The sequence below is a fragment of the Rhodoferax sp. WC2427 genome (assembly GCF_040822085.1).
Taxonomy (GTDB): Bacteria; Pseudomonadota; Gammaproteobacteria; order Burkholderiales; family Burkholderiaceae_C; genus Rhodoferax_B.
This window is the reverse complement of sequence record NZ_CP162006.1, coordinates 3,555,716-3,571,423: the sequence shown is the minus strand read 5'-3', so window position 1 is coordinate 3,571,423 and position 15,708 is coordinate 3,555,716. Positions and strand designations below refer to the sequence as shown.

At 66.4% G+C, this 15,708-nt stretch carries 8 protein-coding genes; 6 read left to right on the top strand and 2 right to left on the bottom strand.

Translation table 11 applies throughout. The features are described 5' to 3' along the window. Positions 1–74: 74 nt before the first annotated feature. The 3 genes from AB3G31_RS16650 to AB3G31_RS16640 all read left to right on the top strand — a co-directional run bounded on the left by AB3G31_RS16650 (position 75) and on the right by AB3G31_RS16640 (position 8,971). The gene (locus AB3G31_RS16650) at positions 75–5,981 is read left to right on the top strand and encodes an alpha-2-macroglobulin (RefSeq protein ID WP_367847190.1); all 5,907 of its coding nucleotides are present in this window, start codon (positions 75–77) and stop codon (positions 5,979–5,981) included. Between the two features lie 23 nt (positions 5,982–6,004). After that, entirely contained in the window at positions 6,005–8,125 is a 2,121-nt protein-coding gene (gene pbpC, locus AB3G31_RS16645) for a penicillin-binding protein 1C (RefSeq protein WP_367850369.1), read from the top strand. Between the two features lie 255 nt (positions 8,126–8,380). Further along, on the top strand, positions 8,381–8,971 hold the full coding sequence (locus AB3G31_RS16640) for a PEP-CTERM sorting domain-containing protein (protein ID WP_367847189.1): 591 nt from the start codon (positions 8,381–8,383) through the stop codon (positions 8,969–8,971). 7 nt (positions 8,972–8,978) lie between these two features. Here the strand turns inward: AB3G31_RS16640 and AB3G31_RS16635 are convergent, their stop codons facing one another. After that, on the bottom strand, positions 8,979–9,788 hold the full coding sequence (locus AB3G31_RS16635; RefSeq protein WP_367847188.1) for a helix-turn-helix transcriptional regulator: 810 nt from the start codon (positions 9,786–9,788) through the stop codon (positions 8,979–8,981). A gap of 74 nt (positions 9,789–9,862) precedes the next feature. Between AB3G31_RS16635 and AB3G31_RS16630 the strand changes: the two genes are divergently transcribed. From AB3G31_RS16630 to AB3G31_RS16620, 3 genes are all read left to right on the top strand, one after another. Beyond that, positions 9,863–11,098 carry an MFS transporter gene (locus AB3G31_RS16630; protein ID WP_367847187.1) on the top strand — a complete coding sequence of 412 codons (1,236 nt, stop codon included), beginning with the start codon at positions 9,863–9,865 and terminating at the stop codon, positions 11,096–11,098. Between the two features lie 141 nt (positions 11,099–11,239). After that, entirely contained in the window at positions 11,240–12,010 is a 771-nt protein-coding gene (locus tag AB3G31_RS16625) for a substrate-binding periplasmic protein (RefSeq protein WP_367847186.1), read from the top strand. 57 nt (positions 12,011–12,067) lie between these two features. Beyond that, positions 12,068–15,070 carry a response regulator gene (locus AB3G31_RS16620; RefSeq protein ID WP_367847185.1) on the top strand — a complete coding sequence of 1,001 codons (3,003 nt, stop codon included), beginning with the start codon at positions 12,068–12,070 and terminating at the stop codon, positions 15,068–15,070. On the opposite strand, the gene maiA is transcribed toward AB3G31_RS16620, so the two are convergent. After that, positions 15,063–15,704: a maleylacetoacetate isomerase gene (gene maiA / locus AB3G31_RS16615; RefSeq protein ID WP_367850368.1), complete on the bottom strand. Its 642-nt coding sequence runs from the start codon at positions 15,702–15,704 to the stop codon at positions 15,063–15,065. The genes AB3G31_RS16620 and maiA overlap by 8 nt on opposite strands. Between the last annotated feature and the right edge of the window lie 4 nt (positions 15,705–15,708).

The following is a 15,708-nucleotide window of genomic DNA, read 5'->3' as shown; positions in this document are numbered from 1 at the left end:
GCCCTTTTTGCGTCTGGAACAGGCGAACGCATGCGGGCATCGGCTACCCTTGCGGCTCCCCAACCGGAGCCCGCGTGCGTATCCACACCCTCTTCACCGCCTGCTGCCTGCTCGCCAGCAGTGCTTTAGCCCAAGCCGCCCAGATCACCCGCGTCTCGCCCCAGGGCGAGGTGGCCCGCATCCGCCAGGTGGTGGTGCAGTTCGACACCAGTGCCGTCAACTTCGGCGACCCCAAGGCCCCGGCACCGGCCAGCCTGCAGTGCAACGACGCGCAGGCCAGCCAGGGCACGGGCCGCTGGACCAGCGACCGCGAATGGGCGTTTGAATTTGCCAACGACCTGCCGCCCGGCGTGCGCTGTACGCTGCAACCCGCTTTAGGCATCAAATCGGCACCCAGCGCTTATACCAAGGGCGTGAGCAGCTATAAATTCAATAGTGGCGGCCCGTTTGTGCAAAACATCCGGCCTTTTGAGGGCGGCGACCAGATCGACGAAGAGCAGTTCTTCACCCTCACGCTCAACGGCCCGGCCACGCTGGCCAGCGTGCAGGCGAACCTGTGGTGTGCGGTGGACGGCCTGGGCGAGCGCGTGGCCGTGCGCCTGCTGGACGGCAAGGACCGGACCGACCTGCTCAAAGCCCAGGGCCTGGACAAGGCCGCCGCCAAGGAGCCGTTGCGTTACCTCACCCTGGCCTGCAACCGCCGCCTGCCACCCAGTGCCACCGTGCAATTGGTCTACGGCAAGGGCGTGGCCACCCCCAGCGGCGTGCCCAACACGGTGGAAAAGCGCTTCGACTACACCGTGCGCGCGCCGTTTGCCGCCAGCTTCAGCTGCGAACGTGAAAACGCCCAAAGCGCCTGCCTGCCGATCCGCCCCATGCACCTGGCCTTCAACGCCCCCGTGGCCCGCAAGCTGCTGGAGGGCATCAAGCTCACCTCGGGCAAGGACACGGTTGCCCCCACCTTTGACGAAGAAGACAGCGACAGCGAGGCGGTGGTCAGCAGCATCACCTTCAAAAGCCCGTTTGCCGAGCAGGCCCAATACACGCTGGCCCTGCCTGCAGGCTTCAAAGATGCGTCGGGCCGCAGCCTGGCCAATGCCGCGAGTTTCCCCCTGCAGGTGGGCACGGGGGCCATGCCGCCGTTGGCCAAGTTTGCCGCGTCGCCGTTTGGCATTGTGGAACGCTTTGCCGAGCCCAACGGCGTGGCGCTGTTGCCGGTGACGCTGCGCAATGTCGAATCCAAGCTGCAAGTGCAAGCCCTGAACGCGGGCAAGGTCAGCACCCTGCAGCCTCGCAGCGACGCCGACATCATTGCCTGGTACGCCAAAGTGCAGCAGTTCGATGCCTACAACGTCAGCCGCAAGCTGGCCGCCGCCCAGGTCAAGGGCCCGCTGCCCAAGGTGCTGCCGGACGAAGGCAAGGGCTATGTGCAAAGCCGCATGCTGTCGCTGCTGCAAGGCCAGCCGGGCGTGAAGACGCTGGACCTGCCCCAGCCTGCCAGTGGAGACCCGCGCCCCTTTGAGGTGGTGGGCATCCCGCTCACCCCCGGCTTCCACGTGGTCGAAATCGCCTCGCAAAAGCTGGGTGCCTCGCTGCTGGACGAACGCCATGGCGGCAAACGCACCATGTTCGTCCGCACCTCGGCCCTGGTGACCAACCTGGGCGTGCACTTCAAGCTGGGCCGCGAGAACGCACTGGCCTGGGTTACCACGCTGGACAAGGGCCTGCCGGTGGCCAACGCCCAGGTGCAGGTGTCCGACTGCCGCGGCAATGCGCTGGGCCACGCCACCACCAACGCCCAGGGCATCGCCTATGTGGCCGACATCCCCCCCGAGGCCCCGAGTTGCCAGGACGAGGGCCATTACAACCAGGCCTATTTCATCAGCGCCCGCAGCATGCAGGCCGGCGCGGAAGACATGGCCTTCACCTGGAGCGACTGGAACCGGGGCATCGAACCCTGGCGCTTCAACCTGCCCACCAGCCGCAGCGCAGAGCCCGACGAGCGCGCCCACACCGTGTTCGACCGCATGCTGCTGCGCGCGGGCGAAACCGTGTCCATGAAGCACCTGCTGCGCACCGAAACCCGCAAAGGCTTTGGCCTGGCGGAGGTGCAGCCCGACACCCTGGTCATCACCCACATCGGCAGCGGCCAGCAGACCACCCAGCCCCTGGTCTGGCGCAAGACCGCCACCGGCGGCCAGAGCGCCGAGAGCACCTGGTCCATCCCGCCCGCCGCCAAGCTGGGCGTGTACAGCGTAGAACTCAAAGGGCCGGGCGACGACAAAACCTTCAGCACCGGCCAGTTCCGCGTCGAAGAATTCCGCCTGCCGGTGCTCGAAGGCCGCGTCACTCCCAGCGACAAAAAGCCGCTGGTCCATGCCACCAGCGTGCCGGTGGACGTGCAGATCAACTACGTGGCCGGGGGCGGCGCGGCCAATCTGCCGGTGCGCGTGTCGGCACTGGTGCGCGGCAAATATTTGAGTTATGGCGACTTCGAGGCCTTCAGCTTCGCCGCCCCCCGCGGCAAGCGCGAGGCCGCCGGGGAGGGCGATGAAGAAGAAAACACCGCCAGCGAAGACAGCCGCGTGGTGGCCGACAAGCTGCCGCTCACGCTGGACAAAAACGGCGCGGGCAAAACCACTATCGACAAACTCACGCCCAGCCCGCAGCCGCAGGATCTGCTGCTGGAAGCCAGCTACTCCGACCCCAACGGCGAGGTGCAAACCCTCCGCAGCACCCAAACGCTGTGGCCCGCCGCCGTGGTTGCAGGCATCAAGACCGAAGGCTGGGTGTCTACCAGCCAAAAGCTCAAGTTCCAGGCCCTGGCGCTGGATTTGACCGGCAAACCGCAGGCCGACGTGGCCCTGGAAGTGCGCGCCACCGCCCGCATCGTCACCACCAGCCGCAAGCGCATGGTGGGTGGCTTCTACACCTACGACAACAAGACCAGCACCAAGGACCTGGGCGTGGTGTGCAGCGGCAAGAGCGACAGCCGGGGCCTGCTGCTGTGCGAAGCCGCTTTGAACGAAGCGGGCGAGGTGGAGCTGGTGGTCACTGCCAAAGACGCTGCGGGCAACCGCATCCAGGCCGCCGCGTCGGTGTATGTGACCAAGCAGGGCGAGCTCTGGTTTGGCGGCGAGAACCACGACCGCATGGACCTGCTGCCCGAGAAAAAGAGCTACCAGCCCGGCGAGACCGCCCAGTTCCAGGTGCGCATGCCGTTCCGCTTTGCCACCGCCCTGGTGGCGGTGGAGCGCGAAGGCATCATCCAAACCCAGGTGGTGCAGCTCAACGGGCAGGACCCGACGGTGCGCGTGCAGATTAAGGAAGGCTGGGGCCCCAACGTGTATGTGAGTGTGCTGGCCCTGCGCGGCCGCCTGCGCGAGGTGCCCTGGTACAGCTTCTTCACCTGGGGCTACAAGGCCCCGCGCGAGTGGTGGACCAGCTTCTGGTACGAGGGACGTGAATACGTGGCCCCCACTTCGCTGGTAGACCTGAGCAAACCCGCCTTCCGCCTGGGCGTGGCCGAAATCCGCGTCGGCACCCAAGCCCACCAGCTGGCCGTGAGCGTCAAGGCCGACAAGGAAAGCTACCCCGTGCGCGGCCAGGCTAAGGTGACCATCAACGTCAAGCTGCCCAACGGCCAGCCCGCCGCCCATGCCGAAGTCGCCCTGGCCGCAGTCGACCAGGCGCTGCTGGAGCTCATGCCCAACAGCAGCTGGAACCTGCTCGATGCGATGCTGCAGCGCCGCGCCTGGGGCGTGGAAACCTCGACCGCGCAGATGGAAATCATCGGCCGCCGCCACTACGGCCGCAAAGCCGTGGCCGCAGGCGGCGGTGGGGGCCACAGCGGCACCCGCGAGCTGCTGGAAACACTGCTGCTGTGGAACCCCAAGGTGCAGCTGGATGCCAACGGCCAGGCTGTTGTTGCCGTGCCGCTGAACGACGCGCTCACCACCTTCAAGATCGTCGCTGTGGCCGATGCCTCCACCGGCCTGTTTGGCACCGGCTCCACCAGCATCCGCGCCACGCAAGACCTGCAAATCATCAGCGGCCTGCCGCCCCTGGTGCGCGAAGACGACCAGTTCCGCGCCCAGATCACCCTGCGCAACACCACCCAAAAAGCCATGAAGGTAGAGGTCGCCCCGCGCGCTACGCTACTAAATCTAGAGCAACAAACCGTGGACATACCAGCGGGAGAGGCCAAAGAGGTCGCATGGACCGTGACCGCCCCGGCGCAGCTCGCACAAACCCGCGCCGAGGCCATCCTGTGGGAGGTGGAAGCCAAAGACACCCTGGGCGGTGCCCGCGATGCCCTCAAGGTGCGCCAACGCATCATCCCCGCCGTGCCCCTGACGGTGCAGCAGGCCACCCTGGTGCAGGTGGACGGCACGTTCACGCTGCCGGTTGCGCCGCCCGCCGATGCGCTGCCGGGCCGGGGCGGTTTGCGCTTGGCCCTGCAGCCCACGCTGGCCGAGGGCCTACCCGGAGTACGCGACTGGTTTGCCAATTACCCGTTTGCCTGCCTGGAGCAAAAGACCAGCAAGGCCATCGGCCTGCGCGATGCCAAGCTGTGGCAAACCGTGGTCGCCCAGATCCCCAGCTACCTCGACAGCGACGGCCTGGCCAGCTACTTTCCGCCGCGCGACGGCGAGGCGAGCCGGGGCAGCGACACCCTCACGGCCTACCTGCTGGCGGCCTCGGACGAGGCGGGCGGCATCAACCCCGCCTTCGCCCTGAGCGACGAAGTGCGTGCGCCCATGGAGCGCGGCCTGATCGCGTTTGTGGAAGGCAAGATCCAGCGCGAATTCTGGAGCCCGCGCAAGGACCTGGACGTGCGCAAGCTCGCCGCCATCGAAGCCCTGTCGCGCTATGGCAAGGCCCAGGCCCGCATGCTGGGCAGCATCACCATCGCCCCGAACCAGTGGCCTACCCACGCGGTGATCGACTGGCTCAACATCTTGAAGCGCGTGACCGATGTACCCAAGCGCGACGAGCGCCTGGCCGAGGCCCAGCAAATTCTGCGCGCCCGCCTGAGCTTCCAGGGCACCAAGATGGTCTTCAGCACCGAGCAAGAGGACTACTGGTGGTGGCTGATGCACAACGGCGACGACAACACCGCCCGCCTGATCCTGGCCGTGCTGACCGACCCGGCCTGGAAGCCCGACATGGGCCGCCTGGCCAACGGCTTCATCAGCCGCCAGCAGCATGGCGCCTGGAGCACCACCACCGCCAACCTCTGGGGTGGCATGGCGCTGGAGAAGTTCAGCGCCCAGTTTGAAGCCACCCCCGTGGCCGGGGTCACCAAAGCCGCCCTGGGTGCCGCCACCGCCAGCGTGGACTGGAGCAAGGTAGACCGCGTACCCGCCACCGACACCCCGCACCAAACCACCGCCTTCGGTGCGCCCGCATCCCCGGGCAACCTGCGCAACAACCGCATGTTCCTGCCGTGGAGCAAAGACACGCTCACAGTGACCCAGCAAGGCGCCGGCAAGCCCTGGCTCACCCTGCAATCCGTAGTGGCCATTGACCTGAAAGCCCCGTTCAACGCGGGCTACCAGATCAAGAAGACTATTCAACCGGTGGAGCAGGCCGTCAAAGGGCAATACACCCGTGGCGACGTGCTGCGCATCACCCTGGAAGTCAACGCCAGCGCCGACATGACCTGGGTCGCCATCACCGACCCCGTGCCCGGCGGTGCCACCATCCTTGGCAGCGGCCTGGGCCGCGACTCCGAAATAGCCACCCAGGGCGAAAAGCGCAGCGGCAGCGGCTGGCCCGCTTTTGAAGAACGCAGCTTCGAGTCCTTCCGCAGCTACTACGAGTATTTGCCCAAGGGCGTGGTCAAGATGGAATACACCATCCGGCTGAACAACGTGGGCGATTTTGCGTTGCCGCCCAGCCGCGTCGAGGCGATGTACGCACCCGAGATGTTTGGCGAGTGGCCGAATGCACGGGTGAAGGTGGTGGGGGTGAAGTGAGCAATCCCGGCCGTGTCTGGTGTATTGCTATATTTTTAATAGCTTCTTGCGCTGATGGAATAAGCGCTACAGCCACTTTTGACTCCATAAAATCCAGCTACCGCCCGTCCGACACCCAGGTGCTGGACCGCCAAGGTGCGCTGCTGCAGCGCCTGCGCACCGACACCACCGTGCGGCGCGGCCAGTGGGTGGCGCTGGCGGATGTGTCGCCCGCCTTGCGCACGGCCCTGGTGCTGAGCGAAGACAAGCGCTTTTTTGAACACAGCGGGGTGGACTGGCAGGCCGTGTCGGCTGCGGCCTGGGCCAATCTGTGGAACCGCAAAACCCGGGGCGCGTCGACCATCACCATGCAACTGGCGGGGCTGTTGGATGCCGATTTGCAGCCCGGTGCGGGCGGGCGCAGTGTGGTGCAGAAGATCGGCCAGACCGTGTCGGCCCAGCAACTGGACAGCCGCTGGCGCAAGGACCAGATTCTGGAGGCCTACCTGAACCTGGTGCCGTTCCGGGGCGAGCTGGTGGGCATCGACGCACTGAGCCGCACCCTGTTTGGCAAAGCCGCCCATGGGCTGGACGCGCGCGAGGCGGCAGTCGCCGTGGCCCTGGTGCGCGCACCCAATGCCAAATTGACCCCGCTCACCCAGCGGGCCTGCGGCGTGCTGCAGGCGGTGGAGCCCAAGGCGGATTGCATGGGCCTGGACATGTTCACCACCGCCGCCCTGCAGCGCAAGGCGTTTGACAGCAGCGAGGGCATTGCGCCGCACCTGTCCCGGCTGGTGGCGAAAGGCCCGAGCACCGTCACCACCAGCCTGCGCGCGCCACTACAGCGCTTTGCCGTGCAGACCCTGCAGCAGCAACTGCGCGAACTGCAAGGGCGGCACGTGGAAGACGGGGCCATCGTGGTGTTGGACAACGCCACCGGCGAGGTGCTGGCCTGGGTGGGCTCGTCCGGCACCCTGAGCGCCGCTGCCGAAGTGGACGGCGTCACGGCGCTGCGCCAGCCCGGCTCCACGTTGAAGCCTTTTCTGTACGCCGAGGCGATTGCCGAGCGCCGCATCACCGCCGCCTCGCTGCTGGAAGACGCCAGCACCCACATCCCCACCGCAGGCGGCCTGTACATCCCGCAAAACTACGACCACCAGTTCAAAGGCTGGGTGTCGGCCCGCACGGCGCTGGGCGCGTCGCTCAACGTACCGGCAGTGCGCACGCTGGTGATGGTGTCGCCCGATGCCTTCCATGACCAGCTGGTGGCGCTGGGCCTGCCGCTGAAGGAATCGGGCGGCTATTACGGCTACAGCCTGGCGCTGGGCAGCGCCGAGGTGTCGCTGTTGAACCTCACCAACGCCTACCGGGCGCTGGCCAACGGCGGGCGGGCCAGCGCCACCACGTTCACGCCGAATCCGAAACCCGAGTTCCGCCCCGCGCTGGACCCGCGTGCCGCCTTCATCACCACCGACATCCTGTCCGACCCCCTGGCCCGCGCCCGCACCTTCGGCAGCGACAGCGTGCTGGCCACGCGCTTCTGGACGGCGGTGAAAACCGGCACCAGCAAAGACATGCGCGACAACTGGGCGGTGGGCTACTCGCAGGCCTACACCGTGGGCGTGTGGGTGGGCAACGCCAGCGGCGCGCCCATGTGGGACGTGAGCGGCACCACGGGTGCTGCACCCGTCTGGGCCGCCGTGATGCACTTCCTGCACCGCACCCAGCCCAGCCGCGCGCCCGCACCGCCCCCCGGCGTGGTGCAGCAAACGGTGGCCTTCGGCGGCACCGAAGCGGCCCGCCGCGAGTGGTTCGTGCAGGGCACGCAGCAAAACCAGTTTGCTATGCATTCCGTAGCTTCTCACGCTGATGGAATAAGCGCTAGAGGCCAAAAAGACTTGAAAGACCACCCGGCCCGCATCACCAGCCCGGCCACCGGCACCATCTTCGCGCTGGACCCCGACATTCCGCCGAATCGCCAGCGGGTGGATCTGCAGGCCATCGGTGCCGGCCTGCGCTGGTGGATAGACGGCAAGCCTTTTGCCCAGGGTCCGTCCGCCCAATGGCTGCCCTGGCCGGGCCGCCACGTGGTGCAGATCCGCAATGCGCAAGGTACGGTGCTCGACAGCGTGCGGCTGGAGGTGCGGGGGGCCGGGCTGCGCTGAGGCGCTTGGGGGGACCGGGCGGACTGGGGGAATTGGGGGAATTGGGGGAATTGGGTCGGCTTCTGCACGCGGGCGGCGGGGCATTCGCGCAAGTTGCACTTTGTCTGCAGTTGGGACACCGCATTTGCGGTTTTTCCGGCATGCCGGGTATGCAAAATACCAGCGTGTCAAGCCTTGCGCGCACACGGATTCTTCTTTATTCCCCTGGAACGTTAAAAATACATGCTTTTTCTAAAAAATCTTTCCCTTGGTGCCTTGGCCGCATGCGTCCTGGGCCTGCATTGCGTGGCCGCGGTCGCGAGCCCTGTGACCCTGGATTTCGAGGGCGTGGTGAGTGACCTGAATGCCCTTCCGGGTTCGCCGTTCAGCACCCAGGGCTTCACGTTTTCCAGCACCGCGGGGAGCTACAGCGCGGTGGTGTACGGCGCCAGCACCCAGGCGCATGCCAATGGCAGCGCGGGCTATGCGTTTTGCAGCTTTGACAGCCCCAACTGCACCCCGGGCACGGCCATCAGCCTGGTGGGCCCGTCGCCTTTTTCCCTGTACCGGCTGGACCTGGCCAATGGCCTGGTGGGCGATGTGGCCGGACGGGTCGATCTGGTGGGCCATGTGCTGGGTGGTGGCACGGTGACGGCCTCGCTGGTGACCGGGGACGCGTGGACCACCGAGACGCTGGCCGGTTTTGCCGATTTGGACCGTCTGGACATCACGGGCTATGCGTCGTACGGCATGCTGATGGACAACCTGGTGCTGGAGGTGCCGCACGCGGTGCCCGAACCCGGTTCGCTGGCGCTGCTGGGCTGGGGTCTGGCGGGGCTGGCGGCGGCGCGCAAGCGCAGGCCCTGAGCGGGCCTTACACGCCCAGTGTGCTGCCCTGGAATTGGCTGGGCGACTGGCCCATGGCGGCTTTGAACATGGCGGCAAAGGCGCTGTCGCTGGCGTAGCCGCAGGCCACCGCCACCTGGCCTACCGAGGTGCCGCGCGCCAGCAGGGGCAGGGCATGGGCCAGCACCGCCTGCTGGCGCCACTGCAGGTAGGTGGTGCCCAGCTGCTCGCGGAACAGCCGGGCCACGGTGCGTTCGCTGGCACCGAAGTCGGCGGCCCAGGTGGCCAGCGTGGCCTGGCGGGCCGGGTCGCGCAATACCGCATCGCACAGGGCGCGCAGGCGTTTGTCGTGGGGCAGGCTGACGCGCAGGGTGTGGGTGTGGGCCAGGCGGATTTCTTCCAGGCTCAGCAGCATCAGCGCGTCTTCGCGGGGGCTGGGCTGGGTGTCTTCCAGTGCATGGATCAGCGCCCGCAGCAGCGGGGTGATGACCAGCATGCGGCAGCCTGTCCAGCCCGGCGGGGTGGCCGAGATGTCCATGTAGACGGTGCGCAGGTGGGCGCGCTCCAGCACGGTGACGGCGTGCGGCATGTTGGCCGGAATCCACACCGCCCGCGACGGCGGCACGATGAAGCTGTTGTGCTGGCCCGCATCGCTGGCGGTGACCTGCATCAGCCCGCTGTCGCAGTAGGCCAGTTGCGCCCAGGCGTGCTGGTGCGGCTCGAAATGCGCGTCCACCGGCAGGGTGCGGGCGCGGCTGCGCAGCGGGCGTTGCGGCGTGGGGGCGAAGCCGTTCACGTCGTCCAGATCGAGCGGTTTGATGGCGGGCTTGCGGGGCATGGTTGTCTGAAATTCGCTGGAATGTGTCTTTATGCAGTATTCCAGAAAATTACCGCCGCCTCTACGATAGCCGCATGACCACTGCCAGCACCCCCTTCGCCTCTGCCCCCAGCCTGCGCCAGGAGGCCGGTGTGATCGGCCTGGTGGGCGGGGCGCACATGATCAGCCATTTCAGCCAGCTGCTGTTGGCCCCGCTGTTTCCCTGGCTGAAGGACGACTTCCACGCCAGCTATGCCGAGCTGGGGCTGCTGATGAGCATCTTTTTTGTGGTGTCGTGCGCGGTGCAGATGGCTTCGGGCTTTGTGGTGGACCGGTTTGGCCCGCGGCCCATTTTGTTTGCCGGGCTGGCGCTGCTGGGGCTGGCGGCGTTTGGGTTTTCCATCAGCACCAGCTACGCGATGCTGGCGGCTTTTTCGGTGCTGGCGGGCATTGGCAACGGCGTGTTCCACCCGGTGGACTACACCTTGCTGAACCGCAAGATCAGCGCGCCGCGCCTGGGCCACGCCTACAGCGTGCACGGTATCACCGGCACCCTGGGCTGGGCCCTGGCCCCGGCCATGCTGGTGCCGCTGACGCTGGCGTTTGGCTGGCGTACCGCGCTGGTGTGCGCCGGTGCGCTGGCCTTTGCGGTGCTGGCGGTGTTGTGGATCTACCGCGACCGGCTGGCCTTGCCGGTGCTGTCGGCGGGCAAACCCGGTGCACCGCAGATGGAAGGCGGCAGCATGGGCTTCCTGCGTATCCCGGCGGTGTGGATGTGTTTTGGCTTCTTCTTTTGCTTTGCCATGGCGCTGAGCGTGGTGCAGGCCTTTGCCCCCGAGGCGGCGCGCCAGTTGCATAACGTGCCGCCGGACCTGGTGGCCCTGTGCCTGTCGGTCTACATGCTGTGCAGTGCCGGTGGCATGGTGTTGGGCGGCTTTCTGGCGGCCGACCCTGCGCGCTGCGAGCGGGTGATTGGCGTGGGCTTTGGCTTTGCCGCGTCGATTGCGCTGGCGCTGGGCTTTGCCGACGTGCCCGCCTGGAGCGTGCCGGTGCTGTTTGGGCTGATGGGGTTTGCGTCCGGTACGGGCGGGCCGTCGCGCGACCTGATCGTCAAGCGCGCGGCCCCTGCCAATGCCACCGGGCGGGTGTACGGCGTGGTGTATTCCGGGCTGGACATTGGCCAGGCGATTTCGCCGCTGCTGTTTGGCACCTTGATGGACCACCGGCAGTATGCGGGGGTGTTTATCGGCCTGGCTGTGGTGCAGGGCGTGCTGATTGCCAGCGCATTCAATGTGCGCAAAGTGCGGCGTACGGTTTTATTACCTGCATAAACGGGCCATTGCTAGCAGTAAAACCGTAAAAGTACTGACAAATAGTCGCAAATTGTTACAGAATGCTTGGCAGCAGCATAGCGCCAAGGTCCGCATCGGTGGTGCCTGGAAGCGCTGTAGTGCTGCGCCAAGGAGCCCACCATGTCTTTCATCCAGCGTCTACAGGTCGGTTTGTGTGCTTGGGGTCTTGCAACCGCCGCTTGCGCCCAGAATCCCACCATCACCATTGCCGCCGAGGACGACTGGGCACCGTACTCGTCCATGAAGGCCGACAAGTCGGGGCCGGAGGGGTTTTCGCCCGATCTGGTGCGGGCGGTCTTCAAGCTCAAAGGGGTCGATGTGAAGATGGTGGCGGTGCCGTTTGTGCGCTGCCTGCAAATGGTCAAGACCGCCAAGGCCGTGGCCTGCTTCGACACCACCATCACCGACGAGAACAAGGACGAGTTCTACTGGCACAAAACCCCGATCTTTGAAGAGGGCCTGGCGATTTTCGCCTTGGCGGACACCCCCCAGACCGGCTTGACCACGCTGGGGCTGGAAGGTGGCACCGTGGGCATCACCACCGGCTACACCTACCCCACCGACTTCATGCAGAACAAGAAGATCAAGAAGTTCGAAGCCAACTCGGACGAGCACCTGCTCAAGATGCTGCTGGCCAAGCGGGTGCAGTACGTCATCCTGAACACCATGCCCGGCATGCTGCGCATCAAGAACGACGCCAGCCTGAGCGGCAAGGTCAAGCAGGTGGGCCTGATCAGCAAAGACGGGTTTTGGCTCAACTTTTCCAAGACCCACCCCGACGGCAAGCGCATGGCCGATCTCTTTGAAGCGGGCTTGCTGGAACTCAAGGCCAGTGGCCGGTACGACAAGATGTACGCAGATTTCAAGCAACGCCTGGGGCTGCCGCGCTGATGGGATGACGGGCACACCCTCTTTCTGTTTTGCCAGGGCTACCAGCGCAGCAACCACGTGAATCGCCACAGCATCCGATTTCGGCTGAACCTGCTGTTCGCCCTGTTGGTCTCGGGCCTGCTGGGCGTGTTTGGCGTGCTGTCGTATACGGACAGCCGCACCCAGTTGCTGGAGCGCTACGAGGCCAACCGCACCCTGCTGCAACAGCGCCTGGAGATCAACCTGGCCTCGCCCATGTGGCGGCTGGACAAGGAAACCCTGGACCGCAACCTGGCCGCCGAGATCCACCCGCCGGTGCTGGGCATCGTGGTACGTGAAGACAAGGGGGCTGCGCCCTTTGCCAGTGCCGCGTCGCCCCAGGCGGGTAAGCAACCGGCCCTGGAAGACACCCTGGAGTTCCCCCTGTCCATCGACCGCGATGGCTCGTTGCAGGCCCTGGGTTTTGTGACCGTGGTGACCACCCATGAAGAAATCCAGACCGCCTTGCGCCGGCTGGTGTGGGCCCGGGTGCTGGAGATGGTGGTGTTGGTGCTGCTGCTGTTGCTGGCGTTGTCGTACGGCATGCAGGTGCTGGTGTTGCGGCCTATCGATGCGCTCAAGCAGGCCCTTACCCGGGCGGCGGGCAACCGCGATGCCAACACCCGGCTGGCCCTGCCCATCGACCGCAAGGACGAGTTCGGCGAAGTGGGCCAAAGCTTTGCGCTGATCGCCAACCGCCTGGCCGAAGACCTGGCGCGTGGCGAACAGTCGGCGGTCCAGCTGCGTGCCGCCTACGACCGGCAGCAGGAGATGATGGCCCAGGTCGAGCAGAGCAAACTTCTGGCCGAAGAGGGCTCCAAGGCCAAGTCGTCTTTTCTGGCCAACATGAGCCATGAAATCCGCACCCCGATGAACACCATCATCGGCCTGTCGCAACTGGCACTGCAGACCGAGCTCAATCCGCGCCAGTTCCAGTACATCGAGCGGGTGGCCACCTCCGCCCAGCACCTGCTGGGCATCATCAACGACATTCTGGATTTCTCGAAGATCGAGGCCGACAAGCTGGAGGTGGAGCAGGTGCCGTTTGTGCTCGACGTGCTGCTGGCCAATGTGTCCAATCTGGTCTCGGGCAAGGCCATCGACAAGGGGCTGGAGTTCCTGTTCGACGTGGCCCCCGAGGTGCCCCGGCAGTTGCTGGGCGACCCGCTGCGGCTGGGGCAGGTCATCATCAACTTTGCCAACAACGCCGTCAAATTTACCGAAACCGGCGACATCCGCGTGGTGGTGCGGGTGCAGGTACCGCCGCAGAATGGCCGCATCCAGCTGCACTTTGCGGTACAGGACACCGGCATCGGGTTGACCCCGCGCCAGATCGAGGGCCTGTTCCAAAGCTTCCACCAGGCCGATGCCTCCACCACCCGCAAGTACGGTGGCACCGGGCTGGGTTTGTCGATCTCCAAAAAACTGGCCGAACTGATGGGCGGCCAGGTGGGCGTGACCAGCACCCCCGGTGTGGGCAGCAGCTTTTGGTTTACCGCCGATCTGGGCACCTTGGAGGGCGCCCAGACCTTGCCGGACAGTGGCGTGTGGAACCCTGCCGTGCTGCAAGGCTGCCGGGTGCTGGTGGTAGACGACCACCCCCATGCCCGCAGCCTGCTGTGCGACATGCTGGCGGGCCTGCCGCTGCAGGTGGACAGCGCTGCATCGGGCGCCGAGGCGCTACAAAAAATAGAGCTTGCTGCGCTGAATGGACGGGCGATAGACCTGGTTTTTATTGATTGGAAAATGCCGGACATGGACGGGCTGGAAACCGCCCGCCGCATCCACGCCCTGCAGCTCTCGCCACGGCCCCGGCTGGTCATGGCAACGGCCTTTGGCCGCGACGAACTGGGCCAGCAAATGCAGGCGGGCGAGGTGGACGGCGTGCTGGTCAAGCCGATCTACAAGGCATCGCTGCTCGCCGTCCTGCGCACCGCACTGGAGGGCGAGACCGACCCTGCGATCCAGCGCCCGGACCACGCAGCCCCGCTGGCCGACAGCCTGGCCAGCATCCACGGAGCCCATGTGCTGCTGGTGGACGACAACGAGTTCAACCAGTATGTGGCCCGTGAACTGCTGGAATCGGCGGGCTTTGTGGTGGATGTGGCCGACAACGGCCAGATCGCGCTCGACAAGGTGCAGGCCAAAACCTTTGACGTGGTGCTGATGGACATGCAGATGCCGGTGATGGACGGCGTGACGGCCACCCGCGCCATCCGCCAACTGCCTGCGTTTGCCCAGTTGCCCATCATCGCCATGACCGCCAACGCCATGCAGCAGGACAAGGAGGCCTGCCTGGCTGCGGGCATGTGGGACGTGGTGACCAAGCCGATTGCCCCCGAGGCACTCTGGACCGCCTTGCTGCGCTGGGTGCCGCCGCACCAGCGGGGGGTGCCGCCCCAGGCTGAGCCCGGTCGCCCGCCCCTGCAGGAGTCTGCTTCCGCGCAGGGACTGCTGGCCCGCATGGAGGGGATTCCGGGGCTGGACACCGCCCTGGGCCTGCGCCGCGCCAATGGCAAGCCCCAGGTCTACCTGGAGATGCTGCGCCTGTTTGTGCGCAACCAGCACAACCTGGAAACCCAGCTGCAAGCCGCCCTGAACGCGGGCGACTACGCCCAGGCCGAGCGGCTGGCCCATACCTGCAAAGGCGTATCGGGCAGCCTGGGTGCGGCCGACCTGCAGGCCCACGCCGGCCAGCTGGAAGACGCCTTGCGCAAGCGCGTGGCGATGCACACGGTGCAACTGCTGGCGCTGGCCGTGGTGCAGCCGCTGCATGCACTTTTGACCCAGTTGCAGCGCCGCCTGCCTACCGTGGAGGTGCCGCCCCCGGTGGAAGTCGACCCGGCGCAGCTGCGCCGCGTGTGCAACCAGCTGGTGGCTCTGCTGGAGAACGACGAAGGCAAGGCCGTCGATCTGCTGGCCAGCCACGCCGGGCTGTTGCAGGCGGCTTTCCCGGGCAGCTTCACCGCGTTGCGCGATGCGGTGCAAGGCTTTGACTTTGAAACCGCCCTGGGGCTGCTGCGCGGCACTGAAGTCAGGTAGCGTCGGCCTGCGCTTCGGGCGCGGCCTGGGCAAACGCGGGCAGCGCCCGGCAGGCCGCGCCGATGCGGCGCACCTGGGGGTAGGCCTGCAGCGGCACGTGGAAGCGTTCGGCGTTGGTGAGCTGCGGCACCAGGCAGCAGTCGGCCAGCGTGGGGGTGTCGCCGTGGCAGAACGTGCCGGTGCGCGGATCCTGCAGCATCGCCTCCAGGGCTTGGAAGCCCAGCCCCACCCAGTGGGCGTACCAGGCGGATCGGGCCTCCTTGTCCAGTTTGAGCGGGCCTTCCAGGTACTGCAGCACGCGCAGGTTGTTCAGCGGGTGCATTTCGCAGGCGATAAGCTGGGCCAGGGCGCGCACCCGGGCGCGTCCTGCTGCATCGGCGGGCAGCAGGGGCGGGGCAGGGTGCAACTCGTCCAGGTACTCGATGGTGGCCAGCGACTGGGTCAGCGTGACACTGCCGTCCACCAGCACCGGCACCAGCTCCGCCGGGTTCAGGGCGGCAAACGCGGCGCTGTGCTGCTCGCCGCCACCGCGCAGCAAATGCACGGGCACCGACTGGTAGGCCAGCCCCTTGAGCGCCAGCGCAATCCGCACCCGGTAGGCCGCCGAGCTGCGAAAGTAGGTGTGCAGCACCAGCATG

Excerpts from the sequence above, each read along its gene's own strand:
- AB3G31_RS16625 (WP_367847186.1), top strand. The coding sequence starts at position 11,240 with ATGTCTTTCATCCAGCGTCTACAGGTCGGTTTGTGTGCTTGGGGTCTT.
- AB3G31_RS16635 (WP_367847188.1), bottom strand. The coding sequence starts at position 9,788 with ATGCCCCGCAAGCCCGCCATCAAACCGCTCGATCTGGACGACGTGAAC.
- AB3G31_RS16630 (WP_367847187.1), top strand. The coding sequence starts at position 9,863 with ATGACCACTGCCAGCACCCCCTTCGCCTCTGCCCCCAGCCTGCGCCAG.